The organism is Gluconobacter sp. P1D12_c (assembly GCF_018812105.1).
Taxonomy (GTDB): domain Bacteria; phylum Pseudomonadota; class Alphaproteobacteria; order Acetobacterales; family Acetobacteraceae; genus Gluconobacter; species Gluconobacter oxydans_A.
Genome location: NZ_JACSIQ010000011.1, coordinates 23640 through 46982, shown reverse-complemented (window position 1 = coordinate 46982; position 23343 = coordinate 23640). Strand labels below are relative to the sequence as shown.

22 protein-coding genes and 1 tRNA gene are annotated in these 23343 nt (G+C 57.7%); 12 read left to right on the top strand and 11 right to left on the bottom strand.

From position 1 onward, the window contains the following. The first annotated feature begins 49 nt into the window (after window positions 1-49). The 4 genes from KP705_RS12445 to KP705_RS12430 all read left to right on the top strand — a co-directional run bounded on the left by KP705_RS12445 (window position 50) and on the right by KP705_RS12430 (window position 5065). Window positions 50-1585, top strand: a complete 1536-nt coding sequence (locus KP705_RS12445) for a Do family serine endopeptidase (RefSeq protein WP_215764535.1) — start codon at window positions 50-52, stop codon at window positions 1583-1585. A 30-nt stretch (window positions 1586-1615) separates the two neighbouring features. Next, on the top strand, window positions 1616-2368 hold the full coding sequence (locus KP705_RS12440; protein WP_215764534.1) for a glycosyltransferase family 25 protein: 753 nt from the start codon (window positions 1616-1618) through the stop codon (window positions 2366-2368). An 84-nt stretch (window positions 2369-2452) separates the two neighbouring features. Next, complete coding sequence (locus KP705_RS12435; protein WP_252348363.1) at window positions 2453-3484, top strand: FUSC family protein; 1032 nt, start codon at window positions 2453-2455, stop codon at window positions 3482-3484. A gap of 123 nt (window positions 3485-3607) precedes the next feature. After that, window positions 3608-5065 (top strand): mannitol dehydrogenase family protein, encoded by a 1458-nt coding sequence (locus tag KP705_RS12430; protein ID WP_215764533.1) that lies wholly within the window; start codon window positions 3608-3610, stop codon window positions 5063-5065. Between the two features lie 80 nt (window positions 5066-5145). On the opposite strand, the gene KP705_RS12425 is transcribed toward KP705_RS12430, so the two are convergent. Next, on the bottom strand, window positions 5146-6030 hold the full coding sequence (locus KP705_RS12425; protein WP_046900810.1) for a LysR family transcriptional regulator: 885 nt from the start codon (window positions 6028-6030) through the stop codon (window positions 5146-5148). 107 nt (window positions 6031-6137) lie between these two features. Here KP705_RS12425 and KP705_RS12420 point away from each other — a divergent pair, with 107 nt between their 5' ends. Further along, window positions 6138-7199, top strand: a complete 1062-nt coding sequence (locus KP705_RS12420; protein ID WP_215764532.1) for a YeiH family protein — start codon at window positions 6138-6140, stop codon at window positions 7197-7199. Here the strand turns inward: KP705_RS12420 and KP705_RS12415 are convergent. After that, on the bottom strand, window positions 7196-8026 hold the full coding sequence (locus KP705_RS12415) for a TerB family tellurite resistance protein (RefSeq protein ID WP_046900812.1): 831 nt from the start codon (window positions 8024-8026) through the stop codon (window positions 7196-7198). The two genes, KP705_RS12420 and KP705_RS12415, sit on opposite strands and share 4 nt — an antisense overlap. Before the next feature lie 107 nt (window positions 8027-8133). On the opposite strand from KP705_RS12415, the gene KP705_RS12410 reads away from it, so the two are divergent. Next, window positions 8134-8502 (top strand): hypothetical protein, encoded by a 369-nt coding sequence (locus KP705_RS12410; protein ID WP_374195567.1) that lies wholly within the window; start codon window positions 8134-8136, stop codon window positions 8500-8502. Between the two features lie 5 nt (window positions 8503-8507). On the opposite strand, the gene KP705_RS12405 is transcribed toward KP705_RS12410, so the two are convergent. Beyond that, complete coding sequence (locus KP705_RS12405) at window positions 8508-8732, bottom strand: ribbon-helix-helix domain-containing protein (protein ID WP_099211866.1); 225 nt, start codon at window positions 8730-8732, stop codon at window positions 8508-8510. Further along, a complete protein-coding gene (gene queG / locus KP705_RS12400; protein WP_215764531.1) occupies window positions 8729-9793 on the bottom strand; it encodes a tRNA epoxyqueuosine(34) reductase QueG in 1065 nt (354 codons plus the stop codon). Before queG ends, KP705_RS12405 begins: the two co-directional genes overlap by 4 nt. Before the next feature lie 109 nt (window positions 9794-9902). On the opposite strand from queG, the gene KP705_RS12395 reads away from it, so the two are divergent. The 4 genes from KP705_RS12395 (at window position 9903) to KP705_RS12380 (ending at window position 14254) form a co-directional block, all read left to right on the top strand. Then, window positions 9903-10811 (top strand): PhzF family phenazine biosynthesis protein, encoded by a 909-nt coding sequence (locus tag KP705_RS12395; protein WP_215764530.1) that lies wholly within the window; start codon window positions 9903-9905, stop codon window positions 10809-10811. A gap of 75 nt (window positions 10812-10886) precedes the next feature. After that, entirely contained in the window at window positions 10887-12431 is a 1545-nt protein-coding gene (locus tag KP705_RS12390) for an adenosine deaminase (protein ID WP_215764529.1), read from the top strand. After that, window positions 12428-13519, top strand: a complete 1092-nt coding sequence (locus KP705_RS12385; protein WP_215764528.1) for a purine nucleoside permease — start codon at window positions 12428-12430, stop codon at window positions 13517-13519. The genes KP705_RS12390 and KP705_RS12385 overlap by 4 nt, the downstream gene beginning before the upstream one ends. Before the next feature lie 126 nt (window positions 13520-13645). Then, entirely contained in the window at window positions 13646-14254 is a 609-nt protein-coding gene (locus KP705_RS12380; protein WP_215764527.1) for a nitroreductase family protein, read from the top strand. 50 nt (window positions 14255-14304) lie between these two features. Here the strand turns inward: KP705_RS12380 and KP705_RS12375 are convergent, their stop codons facing one another. The 7 genes from KP705_RS12375 to mazG all read right to left on the bottom strand — a co-directional run bounded on the left by KP705_RS12375 (window position 14305) and on the right by mazG (window position 22040). Continuing rightward, window positions 14305-15363: a purine nucleoside permease gene (locus KP705_RS12375; protein WP_215764526.1), complete on the bottom strand. Its 1059-nt coding sequence runs from the start codon at window positions 15361-15363 to the stop codon at window positions 14305-14307. A gap of 67 nt (window positions 15364-15430) precedes the next feature. After that, the gene (tgt, locus tag KP705_RS12370; RefSeq protein ID WP_211514452.1) at window positions 15431-16597 is read right to left on the bottom strand and encodes a tRNA guanosine(34) transglycosylase Tgt; all 1167 of its coding nucleotides are present in this window, start codon (window positions 16595-16597) and stop codon (window positions 15431-15433) included. After that, complete coding sequence (gene queA / locus KP705_RS12365; RefSeq protein ID WP_046901011.1) at window positions 16594-17637, bottom strand: tRNA preQ1(34) S-adenosylmethionine ribosyltransferase-isomerase QueA; 1044 nt, start codon at window positions 17635-17637, stop codon at window positions 16594-16596. The genes tgt and queA overlap by 4 nt, the downstream gene beginning before the upstream one ends. A gap of 19 nt (window positions 17638-17656) precedes the next feature. Next, complete coding sequence (locus tag KP705_RS20125) at window positions 17657-17836, bottom strand: hypothetical protein (RefSeq protein ID WP_046900820.1); 180 nt, start codon at window positions 17834-17836, stop codon at window positions 17657-17659. A 49-nt stretch (window positions 17837-17885) separates the two neighbouring features. Next, a complete protein-coding gene (locus KP705_RS12355; RefSeq protein WP_215764525.1) occupies window positions 17886-20315 on the bottom strand; it encodes a membrane-bound PQQ-dependent dehydrogenase, glucose/quinate/shikimate family in 2430 nt (809 codons plus the stop codon). Between the two features lie 97 nt (window positions 20316-20412). Then, window positions 20413-21201 (bottom strand): SDR family oxidoreductase, encoded by a 789-nt coding sequence (locus KP705_RS12350; protein ID WP_046900822.1) that lies wholly within the window; start codon window positions 21199-21201, stop codon window positions 20413-20415. A gap of 53 nt (window positions 21202-21254) precedes the next feature. Next, window positions 21255-22040, bottom strand: coding sequence for a nucleoside triphosphate pyrophosphohydrolase (mazG, locus tag KP705_RS12345; protein WP_046900823.1), 786 nt, complete (start codon window positions 22038-22040; stop codon window positions 21255-21257). Window positions 22041-22227: 187 nt separating this feature from the next. Between mazG and argC the strand changes: the two genes are divergently transcribed. Both argC and KP705_RS12335 read left to right on the top strand, forming a co-directional pair. Beyond that, window positions 22228-23133, top strand: a complete 906-nt coding sequence (argC, locus tag KP705_RS12340) for an N-acetyl-gamma-glutamyl-phosphate reductase (protein ID WP_046900824.1) — start codon at window positions 22228-22230, stop codon at window positions 23131-23133. A 75-nt stretch (window positions 23134-23208) separates the two neighbouring features. Beyond that, window positions 23209-23292 (top strand) — tRNA-Leu (locus KP705_RS12335). Window positions 23293-23343: the final 51 nt, after the last annotated feature.

Genomic DNA, 23343 nt, shown 5'->3' with positions numbered 1-23343 from the left:
GAACTACAGGATGGTGACGAAGGACTGTCTTCTGCGTTAGCGTGTCACCATGAGCAGATTGACCGCCAGCCTTGCCCTGTCCTGCGCCGTTTCCCTGGCGCTGTCCGTTACGACGGTACAGGCCCAGACCGCCCCGCAGCCCTCTCCGGCACCCGTTCCAGCCCCGCGCTCCGTTCCGTCCAGCTTTGCGGATCTGGCAAATCGCCTTCTTCCGTCCGTTGTGAACGTTTCGACGTCTGCTGTGCTCAAGCCTGGTAAGGATGAGGACAAGGGGCCGGACTCCAGTGGTCCGGATGGTCCGCAGGTGCCGCAGTTCCCGCAGGGCTCTCCGCTGGAAAAATTCTTTCACGACTACATGACGCACAAGCCGGCACCGAACCGCCCGCCGCGGCGGATGCAGGCTCTGGGCTCCGGCTTTATTGTCGATCCGGCTGGCATCATCGTGACGAACAATCACGTCATTGAAGGCGCAGATCAGGTCTCCGTGACACTTCAGGATGGTACGGAGCTGCCGGCAAAGATTGTGGGGCGTGACAGTCAGGTTGATCTGGCCGTTCTGGAAGTCAAACCGAAACATCCGCTGCCGGCTGTTCCGTTAGGACACAGCGATGCCGCCAGGATCGGAGACTGGGTGGTGGCCATTGGCAATCCGTTCGGCCTGAACGGAACAGTCACGGCAGGTATCATCTCGTCCCGCGGACGGAATGTCGAACACGGCCTGTATGATGACTATATCCAGACGGATGCAGCCATTAATCGGGGAAATTCTGGCGGCCCGCTCTTTAATCTCTCGGGCGAAGTCATTGGCATCAACACCTTGATCTATGGTGGAGCCGGGGGTGATTCTATCGGGATCGGCTTTGCCATCCCGGCAGATGACGCGCGTGGCATCATCGATCAGCTTCGCAAGACAGGTCATGTGTCACGCGGATGGATGGGACTGAAGTTCCAGAATGTCTCCTACGACATTGCTGAGGATCTTGATTTCCACCAGGCGGACGGCACGGTCGGCAAGGGTGCTCTGGTATCTGAAGTAGGGCCGAAAAGTCCGGCAGCTCAGGCTGGCCTGCAGGTTGGTGACATCATCACTCGTGTGGGCAGTCAGGATGTGACGGGTCAGACCATGCCGCGCATCATTGCGTCCATTTTGCCTGGAACAAAGACAGAGCTGACCGTCTGGCATAAGGGCAGCATCAAGACGCTTCCGATCACGCTGGCACAGTCGCCGAACGCGCCAGATATGCCACCGTCCGACACGCATCAGCCAACACATACGAAAGCAGCTTTTGGCGAGCTGGGTCTGGCAGTACGTTCCATCGATGCGGAAATGCGTACCCAATATGCTCTGACGGATGATCAGCGCGGCGTGCTGGTGGATCGGGTTGAACCCTCCAGCCCGGCCACATCTCGCGGGATTGCCGTTGGGAATGTGATTACGCAGGTTGGGCAGGATCAGATCGACACGCCGGATGCGTTTGCCAAAGCTGTGAGCCATGCGCTGGAACAGAAGAAGAAAGAAGTTCTGCTGTTGGTGCAGGATGATGACGGGCTACGCTGGGTACCAGTTCCTTTTTTGGGGAACTGATCCGCTCAGCTTCTTTGGGTGTGAGGGGCGATGAAGAATTACGTCATCAGTCTTGCTTCCAGGCCAGACCGGCTTGCGCAGTTCAATGCCATAAATGCGCCGTTCCTCGACCAGATTACCGTTTTCCCTGCGACAGATAAAAATGATGTCAGCAAGCAGGCGTGTATTGATGCCGGTATCGTTTTAAATGACGCCGATTATGACGATACGGCGCTTGCCGTCGCGATGTCGCATCTGAGACTATGGCAGCTCTGCCGGGACATCGGAGAGCCCATTATGGTCATGGAGGATGACGTTCATCTGTCTCCAGATTTCTGGAAAGACCGAGAGCAGGCGCTGACCACCAATCCTGATTATGATTTTCTGGCTCTCGGGTTCAACACGGATTGGCCGTTGGAGGTGGCGTTTGTTCCGGGCTCCATGAAGGCGACAATCATTTTTGATGAAGAGCAGCCAAAGTTCTTAAAAGGGCGTGCGTTTTGTTACCCGCAACTCAGCGCCTTCGCAGGCTGTTGCTGCTACGTCATCACGCCGGCCTGCGCAAAATTCTTTATGGAAAATATCTTTCCGATAAAGGGCGGGTATTACCCTTTGCGGTATTTTACATCTCCCGTTTGCCGGGAATTTACCCGCATACGATGGACGAACGTTGGCATTGATGTTGCCATCAGCATGGTTCTGCAAGACGTCAGGTCCTACGTGTGTCTCCCACCAATCGCCATTCCGGGGAATGACTGGTCCAGCTCTTCGTTTGAACGAGGCGGGCACCTGATCTCGCTCTGAAACGGGTGGACGGAAGAACCGGGAAGCTCTTAAAGCGCTCATGACATGATGAGCGCTTTAAAAAAAATCACACAGGCCTGGCTGATGGTCCCGCCGAAGGGAAGCAGTTGGCGAGAGGTTCTGCGACCCGCCACGCGCCAGACCATTCGCGTTCTGGTTTCGATCGTCACAGCCTGGGTTGTGGGCATGACGCTCCATCTTCAGGAAACAATCTGGGCGCTCGTGACCGCGCTGATTGTTACGCAGTCCAGCATAACGCAGACAATGACAACGGCCCGCGATCAGATTACCGGCACGCTACTAGGCGCTGTCGCGGGGATCGTGGCGGTCTTGCTGGAAATGTGGACGGGTCTGCGGTGGCTGCCTTTCTGGATCGTTCTCGCGCCATTGGCCTTTCTCGCAGCCGTTCAGACCAATCTGCGGTTTGCCTGTATCACCCTGATTATTGTGTATTTGTTTCCGAGCGAAGGCAGCCCGTTCCTGCCAATGGTGACGCGGCTGACGGCTATCGTGATTGGTGTGGTCGTCTCTCTGGTGGTGTCCTTCGTGGTATTGCATAGCAGTGCCCGAAAGCAGGCTTTCCATACATCCAGCCGCATCCTGCGACGTTTGGACGGATTGCTGGAAGGCGCATTGGATCAGAAGACGGGCTGGCGGGAAATTGAAACCCGGAACGAAGCCTGTGTAGCCCTCCTGATCGAACTTGAAGGCGCAGTGGAAGAGGCTAGGCGCGAGCGTTTTAGTGATCTGGAGAAGCGCGATCCTGTGCTTGCGGCACTTCCAAGGTTGATGCGGCGGCTCCTGAACGATACGATGCTGGTGGCTCGAGCAATCGCGACAGGCCGTGCAGCAGGGAATACAGGCCTTGTTCCACTCTACAAAAGCCTCAGCCACACGCTGAGAGCATTGGCTCATAGCTGTGAACAAAGATTTGTTCGCAAGCAGGACCGTCATCCGCATCAGCCGGAAGACAAAGACATTCTCGAACTTCTTCCGCGGCTGGAAGAACAGACGCGGCCTGAAATGCGCTTCGTCATGTCTCTGTTCAAGGATGATCTGGAGCGCGCCGTAGGCGTTCTCATGCGAGACGATGCCAGTGCTGCCAAAGGGCTCTAGGCGCCAGTTGATGGCGTTTTTTCGAAACCCGGTCGTGATCTCCCGCGTTTTCTGGAGAGCTCGGTGCATCTGCCCGGAAAACCGGCCCCCGTCAGAGGCTGGTCATTAGGAACGGAGAAATCCATGATTACGCACGAAACCCTCAAGTCTCTTCCCGCCGGTGTGCAGGCTCCGCCCTACGACATCAACGGGATAAAGCCAGGGATCGTGCATTTTGGTGTGGGCAATTTCTTTCGTGCCCACGAGGCATTCTATGTTGAACAAATTCTCAAGGATGATCCCAACTGGGGCATCATTGGTGTCGGCCTGACGGGCGGTGACCGCTCAAAGAAAAAAGCTGAAGAGTTCAAGAAGCAGGATTGCCTCTTCTCCCTGACGGAAACGGCACCGTCTGGCAAAAGCACTGTCCGCGTCATGGGCGCATTACGGGACTATCTGTTGGCTCCGGCAGATCCTGAAGCCGTACTGAAGCACCTCTCGGACCCTGCCATCCGGATTGTTTCCATGACGATCACGGAAGGTGGCTACAACATCAATGAATCGACGGGTGCGTTCGATCTTGAGAATGCGGCTGTTCAGCAGGATTTGAAGACGCCGGAAGCGCCGTCCACGATCTTCGGATATGTTGTGGAAGGACTGCGCCGCCGCCGGGATACCGGGGGTAAGGCCTTCACGATCATGTCCTGCGATAATCTGCGGCACAACGGTAATGTCGCCCGCAAGGCATTTCTGGGTTATGCAAAGGCGCGTGATCCGGAACTGGCCAAGTGGATTGAAGAAAACGCCACATTCCCCAACGGAATGGTGGATCGCATCACACCGACGGTGTCTTCAGAAATTGCCAAGCGCCTGAATGAGGCCAGTGGCCTGAGCGATGATCTTCCGCTCGTTGCTGAGGATTTTCATCAGTGGGTGCTGGAAGACAGCTTTGCTGACGGACGCCCGGCACTGGAGAAGGCCGGCGTCCAGTTCGTCGATGATGTGACGGACTACGAACATGTAAAGATCCGCATGCTGAATGCTGGCCACATCATGCTCTGCTTCCCTGCCGTTCTGGTCGGGTATGAGAATGTTGATGAAGCCGTTCGTGACGCCGATCTGCGTGGTAATTTGGAGAACTTCCTTAACAAGGATGTCATTCCGACCCTGGAAGCCCCGCCGGGCATGACGCTCGAAGGGTATCGTGACAGCGTGATCAGCCGCTTCTCCAACCCGGCGATGGCTGACCAGACCCTGCGAATTTCAGGGGATGGGTCCTCGAAAATTCAGGTCTTCTGGACGGAAACGGTGCGTCAGGCGCTTGAAGGCAAGCGGGATCTATCCCGAATTGCGTTTGGCATGGCAGCCTACCTTGAGATGCTGCGTGGGAAGAGCGAGAAGGGCGGAACGTACGAACCGTTCGAGCCAACCTTCGGTGAGCAGCAGAAGGCACTCGCGAAAGCAGACGACTTTGAGAGCGCTCTGAAACTTCCCGCTTTTGACGCCTGGCGTGACCTTGATCATGCGACGCTTGATGAGAAGGTTATCGCGCTGCGCAAGATCATTCGCGAAAAGGGTGTCAAGGCTGCACTTCCAGTCTGAAACCGGGCAGCCTGACAGGCTTTTTGGCCGCTTCTCTTCAGGGGGAAGCGGTTTTTTTATGGGCTGGCGCCCATCCGTTTCTAGGTGCCGTTTCTCTGCGCCGAGATAATCTGCAAGAGAGCGTCAGCGGCTTTGCTGCGGTAGCGTTCCTTGTGTCGCAAACCGAAGAAGGTGCGGGGCCCAAGATCAAACGGAGCAGCATGAAGTTTTCCGCTGGCGAGGGATGGGGCAACCACAAGGGAAGAGAGAGCAGCCAGTCCGGCGCCTGCCTCAACAGCCGTTCGTACGCTTTCGTTTGATGGAAGAACCAGCCCTTCCTTCAGGGCCTCAGGTTTTACGCCGACAGCCCGCAAACTGGTATCAAGCGATGAGCGTGTGCCCGAGCCACGCTCCCGCATGATCCAGGTCGCATTTTGCAGCCAGCCAGCATCCACATTTTTCGTTCCGAAAGGTTGGGCCTGCACGAGTTGCAAGCGATCTTCCGCGAGTGGCCACTGCGCGAGTGCGGGGTCATCCACGCTGCCTTCGACAATTCCAAGATCCGATTGTCCCTCTCGCACATGCGCTGCGGCCTGCGTCGTATTGCCGATTTCAAGCGTAACGGTGATGTTGGGGAAGGTGGCGCGAAAAGCGACCAGTATTGGTGGCAGCCAGTAGGCTGCGATGGTCTGGCTGGCGACAACCCGAAGACTGCCGCGATTCAGCCCGCTGAGTTCATTTAGTGTGTTTTGCGCCGAAGCTGCGCTTGCAAGAACATTGCGGGCTTCCTCCAGAAAAATCTGGCCGGCATCCGTTAAAGCGATGCCTCGCCCCACGCGATGGAACAGCTTGATGCCATGCCGTTCTTCAAGGGCAGAAATTGCGGCTGAGGCGGTGGATTGCGTGACGTTCAGCGCTCGTGCGGCGGCCGTCATATGTTCGCGTTCGGCGACGCTAACGAAAATGCGTAACTGCTCTAGCGTCATGATCGTCCTCGATAGCAATCAATCGATTTTAACGAACAAAACAACTTAATCAATTTGTTTTATTGATGATTTATGAGCGGATATCTGAAGGGCAGGAGAAAACGATCATGCCCCGATGTCTCGCTGCCCTGAAATTTCAGCCCGCTTATCGCACCCTGCCGGGAATAGGATTGTGCCTTGCGGTAAGCGCTGCTGCATCATTGCTAGAAGCTGGTGAGCAGGTTCTTTTCGGCAAGGTATGGCTGGAGGCGCTCGTACTTGCGATTTTGACCGGAATGGCAGTGCGCAGCCTCTGTTCGCCGGGGAACAGATACCAAGCCGGCATTGCTTTCACTGCGCGCTATTTTCTGGAGATATCTGTTGTTCTGCTCGGAGCGTCAGTAAGTGCGGCAAACCTGCTGGCCGTTGGACCTGTCCTGATTATTGGCATCATGGTGCTCGTGGCGACATCACTCATCATGAGCTTCGGGATTGGACGGTTTATGGGGCTTCCACCCCGCATGGCGCTGCTTATTGCCTGCGGCAACTCGATCTGTGGAAACTCCGCAATTGCAGCTGTTGCACCTGTTATTCGAGCAGACGGAAAAGACGTTGCCGCAGCGATTGCCTTCACCGCAGTGTTCGGCGTTCTCACCGTATTGGGACTGCCATGTCTTGGCTTATTCTCGGGTATGAGTGGCAGCATGTTCGGCGCATTCGCTGGACTGACGGTTTATGCTGTCCCGCAGGTTGTCGCCGCCACGGCCCCTTTAGGCACCATTGCTGTGCAGACAGGCATGATCGTCAAGCTGGTGCGCGTTCTGATGCTTGGGCCGGTGTGTTTCGGGCTTGGACTGGCCTCTCCCGTTTTCTTTTCCGAACGTAAAAATGAAACGTCAGAAAATATAAACGCATCAGTCAGGAAAGGCGGAATTTTCCAGTTTGTGCCGTGGTTTATTCTGGGTTTTCTCGCGTTGATAGCCTGCCGCTCACTCGGGCTAATTCCGTCGTCACTTGGCGGCCCAATCAGTCACATCGCAACAATTTTGACGGTAACGTCCATGGCGGCTCTGGGCCTCGGTGTTGATGCCCGCAGCGTTGCGAACGCTGGCCTGAGAGTGACAGGAGCTGTCATCCTGTCACTGGGCGCTATCAGCTACGGCATGCTGGTATGGCTTCACTTCGGTTAAAGCTGACGGTCCCGCTTGATGCGGTCCCATGCCGCATTGATCCGGGCTACGCGTTCCTGCGCACGCTTGCGCTCCAGATCCGTCATCGGTTTCTGGGCAATAACATCCGGATGGTACTCGCGGATAAGCGTTCGCCACCGAACACGGACTTCCTTGTCTGACGCTGTACGCGTGATGCCGAGAACGCGATAAGCGTCTGGCTCGCCGGTGCTGGCAGCACGGCTGTCGCCACTTTCTGCGCGCGTCCATGCTCCAGACGACAGACCAAACGCACGATGGACACGCTGGAGAAAATCAATTTCTTTCGGATGGAGCTCCCTGGATGCTCCGGCATCCGCACGGGCAATCCGGAAAAGAGCCACCATCAGGTTCTCCAGCGGTGCCTTGTCGTCTCCGTAAGCTGAGCCCATCTCGCGGGCGTACATTTCAAAATCGTCCGTTCGCTCCCGTGCGCGGTCGAACAACATGCCAACTTCGCGCGTATTGTCGGGGGGAAACTGGAAGCAGGTTTTGAACGCATTGATTTCGGAGCGATTGACCGGCCCGTCAACCTTCGCCAGCTTTGCGCACAGCGCCACAAGGCCAATGGCGTAAAGCTGGTCTTTTTTGCCCATGGCGGCCGCAATTTTTGCAGCTCCAAAAAACGCTGCACTGTTCGGGTCAGGACGACCCCGTGCAGGAAAGCGTTCGCTCCACCCCCCGGTGGAAGGATTAAGCAGAGAGCCACTGTCGGCGGCATGCCCAAGGGCTGCTCCCATCAGTGCCCCGAACGGGCCGCCGACTGCGAAGCCAGCAACACCACCGAACATTTTGCCCCAGATAGCCATATCGACAATCTAGCATGGTCCCGGAAACCGGCAAATGACAGATCGGACATGTACCCTCCACAGAAAGAACTGGATCTCCCGGAGGCTTCGGGTGTTGAAGGAGCATCATGAAAAACAAGGTCACCCCAGTTATGTCCGATCAGACCCATCATCTCCGTGTCGCTCAGCCTTCGTCGGCAGACGATTATGAGGAGAAGATGCAGGCTCTGATTCGCAAACTCCCTGAATGGATGCAGAAGACGCTGAGCTGGCTACGGGAGCCAGAGCGCAAATGGATTCGTATTCCGGCCGGTATTCTGTTCATGCTCGGAGGCTGCATGGCGTTCCTACCCGTTCTGGGTGTGTGGATGATTCCTGTAGGTATCCTGCTGCTTTCCGAAGATATTCCGTTCTTCCGTCGTTTGATGGAGAAAGCTCTGAACTGGATCCAGAGAAAGCACCCTGACTGGATGGATCTTCCTCCGAACGCAAAGTGACCCGATCAGTCGTCGCCCGTTTTTCGCGCATCCATAAGGGCTGCAACACGGAGAGCTGAGGCCAGTGGGCGGTCTGGTGTGCGTTTGGCGTCAATCGACGCAACGAGGGCCGCAAAGCTCAAGGCCCGCTCCGTAGCCATCTGATCCAGGACTGCCCAGAATTCCGGTTCAAGGGCCACGGACGTCCGATGTCCTGAGAGCGAAAGGCTGCGTTTGACGAGGTCACTCATGTCAGGCGCTCCAGTGCCCAGCCGGCAGTTTCGGCAATATCGGGATCAGGGTCAGACTGAAGAGCCTGCGCTGAGGGTACAAGGGCAGGATCGTCCGAGTTGCCGATTGCGATCAGAACATTACGGACAAACCGGTTGCGACCTATGCGCTTAACCGGTGATCCCGAAAAAAGCGTGCGGAAAGCTGCGTCATCGAGGGCTGCAAGTTCTGCAAGTTTTGGCTCGATCAATTCCGGTCGGGCCTGAAGCTTGATGTGTCGGGACGCCTCGGCAAAGCGGTTCCACGGGCAGGCGGAAATGCAGTCATCGCAGCCATAGATGTGGTTGCCCATTTTTTCCCGCAGGTCATGCGGAATCGGTCCCTTGTGTTCGATGGTCAGGTACGAAATGCAGCGCCGGGCATCCATGCGATAGGGGCCGAGGAAGGCGTCTGTGGGGCAGGCTGTCAGGCAGCTTGTGCAGGTGCCGCAGCTTCCGCCTTTTGGCTCGGACGGGCTTAAATCCAGCGTGGTGTAGATTTCTCCCAGCAAAAGCCAAGAACCGTGAGTGCGGGAGACCAGACAGGTATGCTTGCCCTGCCAGCCCAGATGCGCCTTTTCCGCCAGAGCGCGTTCCGAAACCGGGGCCGTATCGACGAAGACCTTCACCTGCGTGGTCTCATCGCCCAGCTTCACGACGAACTGTGCAAGATGCTTCAGCATCCCTTTGATGACGTCATGATAGTCCCGATTACGGGCATAGACGGAGATATTGCCCCGATCCGGCTGACGCAGCGTTGCGTCCGGGTCTTCGGCGGGTGCGTAACAGACGGCAAGGGAAATGACGCTGCGAGCTTCGGGCCAGAGGGTCTGCGGATGGCTGCGCTGTTCGATGCGCGTCTCTATCCATTCCATCGTCCCGTGATGGCCCTGTGCAACAAAAGCGCGTAGTCCGGCTTCCACATCCGGGCCAAGCTCCGCCGCGCAGAAGCCCACGGCATCAAACCCCAGATGCCGGGCGTGGTCCTCGATCCGTTCCTCAAGGGAACGTCCGGGGCGGGAGGGGGACGGGCGTGATGTCATGCGCTCAGCAGATGGATGGAAAGCAGAATCAGCAGTTTACGCCATCTTTCCCCCAACGGGCCAATCAGACATGATGGGATGTCTTCATTCTCCGATGAGAGAACCGGTTATGCGTCGTTCCTATGTCACCCTGGATGTTTTCACGGACCAGCTTTTCGGGGGAAACCCTCTGGCTGTCGTGCTGGATGCGGCGGGGCTTTCCACCGAACAGATGCAGAAGATTGCCATTGAATTCGGCTATTCCGAAACGACCTTCGTGCTCCCTGCGGTAGAGGCGGATCATACGGCGCATGTCCGTATTTTCACGCCGGGTGGAGAGCTGCCATTCGCCGGGCATCCGAATATCGGCACGGCTTTCGCCTTGGCGCGACAGGTCGAAGCGCAGGGGCGGGAGCTGCCGGAAACACTATTGTTCGAAGAAAAAGCCGGTTTGGTGCCTGTGCGGCTGGAGCGTGAGAACGGACGTGTCGTTCGGGCGGAACTCATGGCGCCGGAAGCCATGACACGCCGGAGCCGCATGATTCCTGAGAATGCGGCTGCGTGTCTGGGGCTTGAACCGGAAGATATTTGTACGGATCACCACGCCCCGCAGGTTGTTTCGGTCGGGCTGCCGTTCCTGATTGTTGAGCTTGCATCCCGTGACGCTCTGCGTCGCTCTTATGGAGAGCTTGCCGCGCATCGCAGGCTCCTTGCCTCCAACGGGATCAGTTCCGTGTATGCCTACACGCGCAATGCGGGGGAAAGCGCCTTTGAAAAAGGCAGCGACATTCAGGGGCGGATGTTCTCGCCGCTGGATGGCATTGCCGAAGATCCCGCGACGGGGAGCGCCACAGTCGCGGCCGTCGCGTTCCTGTCTGCGCTGGAGAATGGAGCCGATCTGTCCCTGACCTTCACGCAGGGTGTGGACATGGGACGGCCAAGCCTTTTGGATGCCAGAACAGAAGCGGGCAAGGCTTATGTCGCCGGTTCCTGTGTTCCTGTCATGGATGGATTTTTCACTTTGGAAAGCGAAGTCTGAGAACGGTCTGTTGCAGAGTTTATAACGGTCTGAAAATGTCTTGTCAGGGGCGTGGGCAGTCGGCATCGTGCCACCATGCGACGCACCCTCCCTTCCGTTCTTGTAGCGGCTGCCCTCTCCCTGACGGCCCTGTCTCCTCTGGCAAGGGCCGAAGCTCCGTCTGCTGTCGAGCAGACTTACAACACCGTTCGAAATGATCCGGTTCGGCTTGGTCTGTTTCTGCGGGCCTTTCCAAAAGGCGCAGATCTGCACAATCATCTCGTAGGGGCGATCTACGCAGAGAACATGCTGAACTGGGCGGCCCAGGATGGCTTGTGCATCTCTCTCAAAAGCCTTGAGATCCTCAGTCATGCATGTCCGCATCCGAAAGAGGGTGAGATGCCGGCAACGGCTCTGGCTGGAAATCCGGATGCTGAAAGTCGCCTGATTGATGCCATGTCCATGCGTGATTTCACGCCGTCTCCGGCTGACCGCTCAGGGCATGACCACTTCTTCGCAGCTTTCAGGCACTTTGGGTCGATCGATGCGGCGCATCAGGGGGATATGTTGGCAGAGGCCATGGATCGTGCCGCCCACGATCATATCACCTATATCGAGCCCATGATTTCACCGGCTCTTCCCGCGATGATCCGTGCTGGCTTCAAACATCCGATGAATGGTGACGATTTCGCCGCTGCTCATAAAGCGCTGGAGCCGGAGATTTCTGCTCTTGTGACGCAGGCCCGTCAGGAAACGGATGCCATGGACAAGCAGGCACAAACGGTTCTGAAATGCGGCACGCCAGAGGCTCATCCGGGTTGCAGCGTGAGTGTTCATTACCTTTTCCAGGTTCTTCGTACGCTGCCGCCCCAGGCAGTCTATGCCCAGCTTGATGCCGGATATGCGGTCGTTAAGGCCGATCCCCGATTTGTCGGCCTCAATATTGTGGCACCGGAAGATGATGCCATCGCCATGCGGGATTACACCCTGCATATGCGGATGTTCCAGTTCCTGTCGCAGGTCTATCCGGGTGTGAACCTCAGCCTTCATGCCGGTGAACTCACTGGCAAGCTCGTCCCGCCGGAAGGCCTGAAGCATCACATTCGGGAAGCTATCGAAATCGCTGGTGCCAAGCGTATCGGCCATGGCGTCGATATCGCATCGGAAGATGATGTTACCGGGCTGCTGGCCGAGATGGCTAAGAAGCACGTCATGGTGGAAATCAACCTGACGAGTAATGACGAGATCCTGAACGTGAAGGGCGCTGAACACCCGCTGCCGCTCTACCGCCGGGCCGGGGTTCCCGTTGCGCTTTCAACGGATGACGAAGGCGTCTCCCGTGGTGATCTGGCGCAGGAATATGTTCGGGCCGCTCAAACCTACAATCTGAGCTATGCGGACCTGAAACAGATGTCCCGGACGGGTCTGGAATATGCGTTTATTCCGGGACAGAGCCTTTGGGACAACCATCAGGTCGGCAAGCCTGTTTCAGCCTGTCAGACCGCGTCTTCATCTCAGCCTGAGAGCGGCCCTTGTGCCGATCTGTTGAAAACCAGCGAGAAAGCCCGCCTTCAGTGGCAGCTTGAATCGCGGTTTGCCGCTTTTGAAACCTCTGCTCCTCACGAAAGCCTTTATCAATGACCCGCCTGAAAACCCTTCTTGGGGCGACTGCCCTGTCCATCCTCGCAGTTTCAGGCAGCGTCTCCAGCGCATCTGCCAAAACGCGGCCTATTCCTGTGCGCGTGGTTGTGGTGACGACCTTCGAACTTGGCAAGGACACGGGTGACACGCCGGGCGAGTACCAGAATTGGGTTGAAAAACTCCCGCTCTCGCAGGAAATTCCTGCGCCCGGTACGGATCATGATGTTATGCACTACAACCCGGAACTGCATGTTCTGGGTATTGCGTCCGGGGAAGGGCCGGAGCACATGGCATCGGCCATCACGGCGCTCGTCCTTGATCCGCGGTTTGACCTGAAACACGCCTATTTCGTGTTGGCCGGAATTGGCGGTGTTGATCCGAAGTTCGGTACGGTCGGCTCTGCAATCTGGGCGCCACGCGTGATTAATGGCGGTCTGTCGCATCTGATTGATCCGCGGGAAATTCCGAAATCCTGGCCGGATGGGTTTACGCCGGTTCAGGGCAGTCTCCCGGATGAGAAGCCGCGTCCGCCTTTGCATTCTGTCAGCGGGGATATGGTTTACACGTTTAACCCGCAGTTCGTGCAGTGGGCCTATGGCCTGACGAAGAATATGACCCTGCCCGACACGCCGGGTCTTCAGGCGTCCCGCGCGCGTTACAAGGGTTATCCGGAAGCCCTGAAGGCACCGTCTGTCATGGTCGGCGACACCATTTCTGGTGAGACCTTCTGGGTTGGCGAGAAAATGAATGCCTGGGCCGAGCGGTGGGTCCGCTACTGGACCGACAATCAGGGAACATTGGCCACGACAGCAGAAGAGGATGTTGCATTCTGTCAGGCACTTGCTGCACAGGCTAAGGCTGGTCGAGTAGATCCCCAGCGTGCTCTGATCCTTCGGACGACCAGCAATTTTGACATGCAGTATCCGGGCCAGACGGCGGCGGAATTGCTGGCGGAAGAAGCGCACGAAGGCAGCTATTCAGCGTTTATTCCATCTGTTGAGGCAGCCTACACGGTCGGAAGTGTCGTTGTGCGCGAGTTGGCCACGCATTGGGACAAATACGAGAAAACCATGCCCGGTGCAGAATAACGACCTGCCCCTGTGTTGAAAGGAAAATGCTCGCCAGATTGAAGTGGCGGGCATTTTTTGCGTGTATGCGCTTAAGACATAGTTTGTCGTGAACAGAACGCTTTAGTTTCGATTGATTGGATTCCCATGACTCTCGACGTTTCTTCCGCCATTCTTCAGCGCCGTGCGACCAAGCATTTCGATGCCGCGCACATCATGCCCGAGAAAGACCTCGAAACTATTCTTGGTCTGGCGCGCCGGATGCCGACGGCCTTCAATATCCAGAACTGGCGCTTTGTGGCTCTCAAGGACCCAGAGTTGCGCAAGCAGGTTCGTGCCGTCTCGTGGGATCAGCCGCAGGTGACGGATGCGTCTGCGCTGATCGTCCTGTGTGCGGACATTAAGGCATGGGAAAAGTCGCCGGAGCGATACTGGGAAAATGCCCCTGACGCTGTGCGGGAGTACATGGTTGGCGCCATTGAGCAGTATTACCGGGGTCGCGAGCAGGTACAGCGGGATGAGGGGATGCGGTCCTGTGGCATGGCTGCTGCTGCCATCATGCTGGTTGCTGAGAGCATGGGGTATGGAACGTGCCCGATGGATGGTTTTGACTTCGATGCCGTCGGCAAGCTCATCAACCTGCCAGAGGACCATGAGATCGTTATGTTCGTGGCCATAGGGAAGGCGGCGTCTGCTCCGAAGCCATCGGGCGGTGCGCTGCCGGTTTCCGAAATCATGATCGAAAACCGGTTCTGATAAAAATCGGCTCTGGACGGTGCTGCTGCATTGTCCAGAGCCTGACGGCCTTAATTCTGACCGGGAATATGCGTTCGGTACGTCGCCCAATGCGCGGTCAGTTCATGGACAACCGGCTCACCGGCACGCTCGTTGTTATCGAACGCGAGCTTCTGGCCGGGCGCTTCGTCCCCGATGCTCTCGGTGATCGGCACGCTTGGGGGCGGCATATCAAAATTGCTCCCTGAGCGCAGAACCATGACGCGGTTCAGATCGACATATCCCAGACGGGCGAGTGTCCGCATATCGAGCTGATAGGTCTGGCTTTCCTCATTGGTCATGACGAATTTGCCCTGATCCTTCGTCCAGAGCTTGACCCATTTTTCCGCCCACTCGTTGCGGGAGGGGCCATGCCAGTAACGAAGCGCCCCAAGCGTTTCACCCATAATGAGCATCGGCGGCTTCTGGGCATTGGGGAAACCTTTCCAGGCCTTCCGGCGCTCGGCAATGGCGGGATCGTCTGCCATTGGAGTGTTTTTGCTCAGGTTGAAGGCCCAGTTCGCCAGCCCCTGATTGAGTGGATACGCCTTGCTGAGTTCCGCCACATCCGTGACAGAGCCATAATGGTTTGCGTTGGCTGGCAGCGTGTCCGGCTTGTCCGCCCCGATGGCGTACAGACCATACGGCCAGCCTTTTGGAACGGTGCGGTCATCGATTTCCCGCAATGCGTCTCCATCTACAACCCAGCGTGCCCAGGCCACACTCCCAACAGACGCGACATTCGGGTTCACGCCGGAAATGCCCGTGAAAATCCAGTAGGTGTGCGTGAGATCATAATGCGGATCAAGCGCAAGCGCGTGCAGGTCAATGCTGCCGCTTTTCAGGGCGATGCCATAAACACCATCCGCATTGCGGCGGAGCTTTTCCTGTACGCCACGAATGGGGCGCTCTTCGTCAAGATGGAGACGCTCCACCCAGTCCTGATATTCGCCAGGCTCATCGCCCTTGTCCGCGCCGACTTCCCAGTTGGCGACAACAAGAACCTTGATTTCTTCCCTATGAGGCGCAGCCAGAGCACTGCCCGCACAGAGAAGCCCGGCAAGAGCCAGGCCAGCATTAAAGCGTTTCAAATCCGTATTCCCCAAAGCCGAAGGTCGTTGGGGAAACACATTATTGGAACAGGATCAGAATGAAAACTTACAAAGCGAGAGAGGGCATGGGCCATTCATCTTCGGTCCAGTCTCCTTTGGACCAGTCCTCGCGCAGTTTGAGCGCCAGTTCGTTCAAAGTACCGTCCACGATAGCGGCACGGATCTGCCGCATCAGGCGCTGGTAGTAGGCCAGATTGTGCCATGTCAGCAGCATTGGGCCGAGCATCTCACCAGCACGGAACAGGTGATGCAGATAGGCGCGGGTGTAACGGCCAGCCATCGGGCTGTCGTCATGCGGTGTCAGTGGGCGCGTGTCTTCGGCAAAGCGGGCGTTGCGCAGGTTGATGTAGCCGCGCTCCGTATAAGCTCGCGCCGTACGACCGGCACGCGAGGGCATCACGCAGTCGAACATGTCTACCCCGCGCATGACTGACCCCAGCAGATCGTCTGGCGTGCCGACGCCCATCAGGTAGCGCGCCTTGTCCTGCGGAAGCATGGGCGTTGTGAAATCGAGCGTCGAGAACATGAGTTCCTGACCTTCACCCACAGCCAGGCCGCCGATCGCATAGCCTTCGAAGCCGATCTCCGTCAGCGCCTTGATGGAATATTCGCGCAGGTCTCGCTCGGTGCCACCTTGCACGATGCCGAACTGGCCATAGCCCTCACGGGCCACGAACGCCTCACGGGAGCGGGCTGCCCAGCGCATGGAGAGTTCCATGGATTTGCGAAGCGCTTCCGGCGTGGCGGGGAGGGCCGGGCACTCATCGAAAGCCATGGTAATCGTCGCATCCAGCTTGTACTGGATGTCCGTCGAGATCTCCGGCGACAGGCGATGCTTGCTGCCATCAATATGGGACTGGAACGTCACACCGTCCTGATCGAGCTTGCGGAGCGCACCGAGGGACATGACCTGAAACCCGCCAGAATCCGTCAGGATCGGGCCGGACCAGTCCATCATCTTGTGCAAACCACCCAGCTTTTGCACACGGTCCGCCGTAGGACGCAGCATCAGATGGTAGGTGTTGCCCAGAACAATGCCTGCGCCTGTGGAGCGAACGGCATCCATGGTCATGCCCTTCACGGTGCCGACCGTGCCAACGGGCATGAAGGTCGGGGTCGGGACGGTGCCGTGGCGGGTGTGCAGATGGCCGGCACGGGCCTGTCCGCAGGTTGCTTCCGGAACCCACGTCATTTTTGTGGCCTGTTCGGTCATGGTGCTCGCTCCAGAAGGCAGGCATCGCCGTAGGAATAGAACCTCAGTCCGTTGGCGATGGCGTAGGCATAGGCCTCACGCATGGTGACGGTGCCGCTGAACGCGCAGACCAGCATGAAGAGCGTCGAGCGCGGCAGATGGAAATTGGTCATGAGCAGGTCTACCGCCTTGAAGCGATAGCCCGGCTTGATGAAAATGGACGTCTCGCCCCGCCAGGGCTGAACCGTACCGTCTTCCTGCGCCGCACTTTCCAGCAGGCGGAGAGACGTGGTTCCGACAGCAACAACACGGCCACCGCGAGCACGTGTTTCATTGATGGCCTGCGCCGTCTCCGCGTCGATCTCGCCCCATTCCGCATGCATGCGATGCTCGGCAATGGAGGATCGGACGGGGAGGAACGTGCCCGCGCCGACATGCAGGGTCAGCGTCCGGCGCTGGATGCCTTTTGCGTCGAGCGCGGCCAGAAGGTCTGGCGTGAAGTGCAGACCAGCAGTGGGAGCCGCCACAGCCCCGCGATGTTCGGAAAAGATCGTCCGGTAATCGCTGTCATCCTGCACGGTTGGCCCGAAAGGACGGTCGATATAAGGCGGCAGGGCCAATGCTCCGACGCGCTCGAGGAATGCATCGAACGCATCCCCTTCGACGGAAAAGCGGATGCTGACAGCGCCATCACCTTCATTTTCCACAACGGATGCCGTGACCGGATCATCGCCAAAATTCAGCGTGTCGTTCGGTTTCAGCTTGCGGGAGTTGCGGGCGAGCGCATGCCAGCTTCCGTCCGCTAGAATCCGGTCCAGCGTGATGCCGATTTTCGCCTCACCGCGTGTAGCGGAAAGTTGGGCACGGATGACGGCCGTATTGTTGGCAATCAGCAGATCGCCTTCCTGCAGCAGGCCAGGCAGATCGCGTATGATCCGAAGATCGGGCGCTTCTCCGGAACGCACATGCAGCAGCTTTGCGCTGTCACGCGGTCTGGCGGGTTCGGTCGCAATATGGTCGCGGGGCAGTTCGAAATCGAACGTGGCGAGTTCATCCGTCATGGGATGCTCTCTAGCAGGTTCAGCCAACATGAAAACGCCGGACCAGCCGGCCCGGCGCATCTTTTCGGTCAAAAGGCGATTTTTTTGGCTTCGACCCTTCAATCGTGGGCTTGTCCGGCGCCGTAATATCGTAATCGCGCGTGTAGCTGCGGGCAGAGGATGTGCCGGTTCCCGTATTGCCGGTCCAGACAACCTTCACGGAATAAGTGTGCTGTCTTCCTGCCCTGATGGCAGGAAGATAAGTATGTTCATGGGGCTTTGGGTAATGCAAAGGCCACGACTTCATCGCTGTTGCGCGTTTTCAGCCCACCATGTCCACCTACAGCCAGCACGACATATTGTCGGCCGTCTTCCCCCATATAGGTCAGTGGCGTGGCATTGCCGCCGGCGTCCAGTTCCGTCTTGAAGAGCGTATGGCCGTCATGCCCATCAAGAACATGGAAGCTTTGATCCGCCAGTGCGCCCATGAACACCAGACCATTCGGTGTGGTCACGCTGCCGCCCATGGAAAAGACACTGGTGGGGAGGCCAACGGGCATCCGCAGCATATTCGTCGGGCCAACATTCTTCGTTGTACCTAAAGCCCTCTCCCAGATGATTCGACGGTGAACAAGATCAATGGCCTGCATTTTGCCCCAGGGCGGTGCGAGGCAAGGGGCACCAAACGGGCCAAGCCAAGGCTTCACGACGGCCGCGAAGGGCAGGCCATGCTGGGGATTGTTCGTGAAAACAGGTTCTGGGTAAGGCTGTGTCCAGTCATGCCAGGATTTGTAGAGCCCTTTGGCAAGAGCTTTTTCCTGCGGCACCAGCGTCATCAGGAACGGAATGAACGTGGTGTTGATATACATGACACCGTGCGTCGGATCGATGGTGCCCCCATACCAGTCTGCCACGCCATCAAACGCTGGAAACCCTACGATACCTTTCTGGCTCGGCGGTGTGAAAAGGCCTTTGTCCCGCATGGAGCGGAAGGCAATACGACAGAACATCTGATCATACGGGGTCGCGCCCCACATGTCGTCTTCTGTCAGACTAGGGCGGCGCAGATTGGGCATGTCGACGGACAGTGGCTGCGTCGGCGAATAGTGCTCGCCTGGCGTGTCACCGGCAGGTACCGGCGTTTCCTGAACGCGATAGAATGGCGCGCCGGTTCGGCGGTCCAGCACGAAGAGTTCGCCCTGCTTGGTCGTTTGTACCAGTGCGGGCGTCAGGGTGCCGTGGGCATCTGGCAGATCCACCAGAGATGGGCCGACCGGGAGGTCAAAATCCCACAGATCATGATGAACGGTCTGGAAATGCCAGCGCTCTTCGCCCGTCGTGATATCCAAGGCGACAAGGGAGCTGTCATACTTCTCGTCAAAGCTCCGGCGCTTGCCACCGAAATAGTCAGGCGTGGCAATTCCAAGCGGGACGTAAACCATGTTTAGTCCGGCATCGGCCGTATAGACGCCCCAGCCATTGGCGGTGCCACGGGTAAAGACTTCGCCCGGATCCAGAGGTTTGTTGGTCGGTGTGCGGCCCATGTCCCAGGCCCAGGCCAGTTGGCCCGTAATAGCATCAAAGCCACGAATAACGCCGGAAGGTTCGCCAACCGTCTGATCATCGTAAACCCAGCCACTCGTCATGATGCGGTTATGCAGCACCATGGGTGGGGAGGTGATGAAGTGAAAGCCGGGCGGAATAGCTCCCATCCCACCCCGGAGATCCACAACGCCATGATCGCCAAAGCTTTCGCAGAGTTTTCCTGTGTCTGCATCCACCTCAAACAGTGTTGGAGGGGAGCTGGAATTTGTTGAGACGATACGATGGGCGCAGTCGGTTCCGGGCGCATTGACGTAGGAAACGCCACGGCAGGCCTGATAGATGTTCTTGCCGAATTCCCCACCCGGCGAATATCGCCAGATTTCCTTTCCGGATGTTGCATCCAGCGCCACGACATCTCGGTGTGGCGTGCAGAAGAACAACCGATTACCGATTTTGATGGGTGTGGCTTCAAAGCTGAATTCCCGCCCGCGGGAGTTTTCGCCAGCACGTGGGAGATCTTTGCTGTGATAGATCCACGCCACTTTCAAGTCGTGTGCGTTGGAAGCATTGATCTGGGTTGGCATGGCAAAGCGGTCTCCGGCCGGAGTGCCACCATAGAACTGCCAGTCATTGGCAGCCTGCTGGTCCGCGCCCGGAAGGGTCGCACCGGTCTCACCGGGGAACGGATTGAACTGCTGGTCGCGTGAGGCGGTAATGTGCCATCCGCAGGCAAACACGAAGACAAACAGTGCCGCGCAGAATGCCATGCCACCTGCAACAACGGGTTTGCCGAAGGAGCGACGTTCCGTGCCCTGGAGCAATCGTCCCGTAATCCATGGACTGAATACCCACAGGCCCATCCCCGCTGGCAGGGCAAGAGGCGGGAGAAGGCGCCAGCCATCAAGGCCTACGCGCCCTAATGCCCAGACAAGCGTGTAAAGCAGGAGGGCGGCATAAACTGCGGAAGCACCGGGGTGAAGCCGGATCATCAGAACGCCGGATGCCACCATGAGAACGCCTGCAATGGCGTAGTAGAAAGAGCCTCCCAGCCCAATTAACCACAGACCGGGTAAAGCCAGCCCTAGGCCGAGCAGAACGAGCAAGATGCCCGTCACAAGGGGCAGGAACGAACTGCGTCTAGGCGTAGGCGGCATGGAATTTTCCTTTGGGGTAACCGAAAGGATTAATCCCGCACGGGGGAGCGCAGTTTCCTAAAAAAGAAAATAGGGCGTTCTTTTACCCAGAACTGTTTCAGATCGACTTCAGTGCGCCACCATCAATACGGATCATGCTGCCGGTTATATAGGCAGCACCCATACTGGTGAGGAAAGCCGCAGTCGCACCGAATTCTTCGACAGTGCCGTATCGTCCAACGGGGATATTGCGGGCCTTTTCTTCCTGAACGGCCTCCGGTGTTTTGCCCGTCTTGCGGGCTTCGGCCTCTGCCAGGAAATGGGTTCGATCCGTTGTGATATGGCCGGGCAGAAGCATGTTGACCGTCACGCCATGGGGCGCCACTTCCGTCGCAAGTGTTTTGGACCAGCCCGCGAGTGCCGAGCGCAATGTGACGGAGACGCCGAGCCTGATATTCGGCTCAACCACAACAGCCGAGGCGATGGTGAGGATGCGCCCCCACTGGCGCTCCTTCATACCGGGCAGTACCGCATCCGTAATTCTGAACAGGCTCAGAACCATGGTTTCAAACTGCTGTTTCCATGTGTCTGTGGAGATGCCCTCAACACCTGATGGGGAGGGGCCGCCAGTATTGTTTACGAGAATGGAAATATCCGGGTGCTGCGTACGGATGGCCTGAACGAATTCTTCGACGGAGGCGCTGTCCGACAGATCAGCCGGCAGTGTAGCCGTCTGAACGCCGTACTGACTGGTAATCGCTGTTGCCGCATCTGTCAGCCTGTCACTGGCGCGCGCAGCCAGAACGATATGGACTCCTTCTGCCGCCAGTGCTTCTGCAACGCCACGGCCCAGGCCGGAAGAGGCGCCAAGAACAAGAGCTTTGCGGCCTGAAATCTGGAGGTCCATATCAAAGTATCCTTAGGAGCGAGGTAAAATTGAGGAAGATGATCGGGTAACGATCAGCGCATCCCCGGCTGCTTCTTGACCGTCTGCCAAAGCGTTTCCAGCGTTTCCAGATTTTGCTCGCCCATTGTTTTACCCTCAGAGGCCAGGCTGGCTTCCATGGCTTCGAAACGGCGCGTGAACTTCCGGTTGCTGCGGCGCAATGCGGCCTCCGGGTCAATGCCCAGCTTGCGTGCCAGACTGGCGACAGTGAACAGGACATCCCCGAGTTCGTCTTCGATCCGGTCGCGGTCTCCGTCCAGTTCGGCTTTAAGTTCGCCGATTTCCTCTTGCACCTTTTCCAACACGCCCGACGCATCATCCCAGTCGAACCCAACGCGCGCTGCACGGCGGCACAGCTTGGCGGCTCTGACCAAGGCAGGCAGGTGCTGGGCCACACCAGCGAGTGCGCCATATTCCGCTTTGGCGTGGCGCTCGGTTTCTTTTGTGCGTTCCCACAGGTCTTCGTCGTGTTCTACATCGCTGAAGATGTTGGGATGACGGCGGACCATCTTGTCAGCGATTTTTCCGGCAACGGTTTCGAAGTCAAATTGGCCTTTTTCTTCAGCCATTTGAGCTTGGAACACGACTTGTAGCAGCAGATCCCCAAGTTCATCCGGTAAGGAATCACTGTCATCCCGGGCGATGGCATCCATCACCTCATACGCTTCTTCTATGGCGAAGGGCGCAATGGTTTCGGGTGTCTGTGCCACGTCCCACGGGCAACCGCTTTGCGGGTCGCGCAGGCGCTTCATGATGTCCAGAAGGCGGTCAATCTGACGGACGGGGTGGGTCTGGGTCATAACAGCTCCTGGGTAATGATCTGGCGTCTGGCCTGACCCAAAAGCATACTCTTTCGTTGCACAGACAGAAAGCACAGAGCGCACGAACCGCTCTCACGGGATGACAGCACCAAGGGTAACGCGATAAGAAGGCCAGCCCGGCTGCTTGGACAGGCCGGACATTTTTTGCAGACCGGATTTTAAATACATGGCCAGGATCTTTATCGACGGAGAAGCAGGAACCACGGGGCTTGGCATACGCCAGCGTATCGAGGCCCTGCCGGAAAGTTACGGTTTCGAACTGCTATCGATTGACCCGGCTCTGCGAAAAGATGCTGAGGCACGTCGTGCCCTGCTGGCGCAGGCGGATATCGCCATTCTCTGTCTGCCAGACGATGCCGCGCGCGAAACCGTTGCTCTGGCAGAGGGGTTGAACGTCCGTATTCTGGATGCCAGTACGGCGCACCGGATTGCCGATGGCTGGGTTTATGGTCTGCCGGAACTGGATGAAGATCAGGGCGCTCTGATCCGCGGTGCGACCCATGTTGCGAATCCTGGCTGTTATCCGACGGGTGCAATTGCACTGTTGCGGCCGCTGGTTCGCGCTGGACTTGTCCCAGCAGATCACTCCATCTCCATCAATGCCGTATCGGGTTACAGTGGGGCAGGGCGCTCCGCGATCGAGGCGCATGAACGGGATGGCGGCCCGGCATTCTTTCTTTACGGGCTGACGCTGGAACACAAACATCTTCCAGAAATCCAGCACTATTCCGGCCTGACGCGCCAGCCGGTGTTCGTACCGTCCGTAGGACACTTTCCGCAGGGCATGATTGTGTCCATCCCGCTTCACCTTGCGGATCTGCCCGGCCATCCGACGCCGCGCGATCTGGAGGCAACGCTTGAAAAAGCTTATCGCGGGTGTGACCATGTCCGAGTTCTGCCGTCTGAACCCAAACTCCTGGCAGATGCGCTGGCCAATACGGACAACATGGAGCTCCGTGTGCACGGCAATGCGCAGGGAGAAAAAGTGGTTCTGACCGCGCGTCTCGATAATCTGGGCAAAGGAGCCTCTGGCGCTGCGATCCAGAATCTGCTTTTGATGCTGGGCCTCTGATTTTCCACGGTTTGGGATTTTTTTTTCACGGTCTGGTCCTTTGCTCAGGAATGCACTAGGGTCTGGGCCGTTCGCGCGAGAGTGGCGGAACGGTAGACGCAGTCGGCTCAAAATCGACCGCCGAAAGGCATGGGGGTTCGAATCCCCCCTCTCGCACCACAAACCGGGCGCACCAGTCTGGCTGCACCCGAGGACCGTTTAGCCCGGAAC